The sequence below is a fragment of the Variovorax sp. 10N432 genome (assembly GCF_056394465.1).
The window spans coordinates 1-1,456 of record NZ_JBFTHX010000111.1 but is presented as its reverse complement, the minus strand read 5'-3'; the positions used below and the strand labels follow the sequence as shown (position 1 = coordinate 1,456).

Genomic DNA, 1,456 nt, shown 5'->3' with positions numbered 1-1,456 from the left:
TGAACCGCACCGGCTTTCGAGGAGGCCTATTGGCTTGAGTCCGACCGGGATGGTCTGACTTCTCTTCTGGCTGTTCTGACTTTCATTATTCCAGCCCCCCGCAGGGGCCGCCGGAGGCGCCCCCGGTTGGGCCATGTACTCATGGTTCAACCCTTCTGCAGCACTGCCGACTGGGCAGGCTTGGTTGTGGTCACCGCCTGGGCTTGCAGGCGCCAGTAGTTCGCCTCTGCTTCGGCCGGCGGGATGTAGCCGATAGGCTCCAGCAAGCGGTGATGGTTGAACCATGAGACCCACTCGAGGGTGGCGAGTTCGACCGCCTCGCGCGTCTTCCAGGGGCCGCGTCGGTGGATGATCTCAGCCTTGTACAGACCGTTGATGGTCTCGGCCAGCGCGTTGTCGTAGCTGTCGCCGGTGCTGCCCACCGAGGGCTCGATGCCGGCTTCGCCCAGCCTCTCGCTGTAGCGGATCGACACGTACTGCGAGCCCCTATCGCTGTGATGCACCAGCGCCCCTTCACGCTCGCCCCGACGCGCGTACAGTGCCTGCTCCAGCGCGTCGAGCACGAAGTCGGTCTGCATCGAGCTGCTGACCCGCCAGCCGACGATGCGCCGCGCGAAGACATCGATGACGAAGGCCACGTACACGAAGCCCTGCCAGGTCGACACGTAGGTGAAGTCCGCCACCCAAAGCTGGTTCGGCCTGTCCGCCTTGAAGTGCCGGTTCACCCGATCGAGCGGGCATGCGGCCTTGACGTCCGGTACTGTCGTTCGCACTTTTTTGCCGCGACGCGCGCCGCTCAGCCCGCATAGCCGCATGAGTCGCTCGACAGTGCATCGCGCCACAGCCGTGCCTTCGCGGCGCAGTTGCCGCCAGACCTTGTCGGCACCATAGACCCGCAGGTTCTGGTCGTACACGCGCTCCACCTGCAGCAGCAAGCTCGCATCACGCTGGGCTCGCGCGGGCAGCAGCGCCGGGTTGCGCTGGCGCGCCGCGTGGCGCCGGTATGCCGACGGGGCGACCTGCAGCGCGCGGCAGATCGGCTCGACCCCGCAACGAGCGCGATGCTCGTCGATGAAGGCGTTCACTTCTTGAGTTGGCGGTCGAACTCCGCCTGGGCGAAATACGCGCTGGCCAACTTCAGGATCTCGTTGGTCTTGCGCAGTTCGCGAACCTCGCGCTCGAGGTCCTTGATGCGCTGCTGCTCGACGGTGCTCGGGCCTGGCCGTACGCCGCTGTCGCGCTCACCCTGGCGCACCCACTTGCGCAGCGTCTCGCCCGTGCAGCCGATCTTGCCGGCGATCGATTCGATCGCCGCCCACTGCGACGGGTACTGGTCCTTGGCGTCAAAGACCATGCGCACCGCGCGCTCCATGACCTCAGGGGAAAACTTCGGTGACTTTCTCATCTTGGCTCCATTCTCAATCGAAGGAGCCTCCTCAAAATCCGGGGCGGTTCA

General features: G+C 65.4%; 1 protein-coding gene and 1 other annotated feature. The gene reads right to left on the bottom strand.

The genetic code is table 11. The features are described 5' to 3' along the window. Positions 1 to 146: 146 nt before the first annotated feature. Positions 147 to 1,405, bottom strand: a protein-coding gene (locus tag AC1DF3_RS36840; protein ID WP_478142790.1) for an IS3 family transposase whose coding sequence is annotated in 2 segments (ribosomal slippage) — positions 147 to 1,123 and positions 1,123 to 1,405 — 1,260 coding nt in all. Because the reading frame shifts where the segments join, the coding sequence is not laid out codon by codon here. Then, positions 1,011 to 1,127: a sequence feature (AL1L pseudoknot), on the bottom strand. It overlaps the preceding gene by 117 nt. Positions 1,406 to 1,456: the final 51 nt, after the last annotated feature.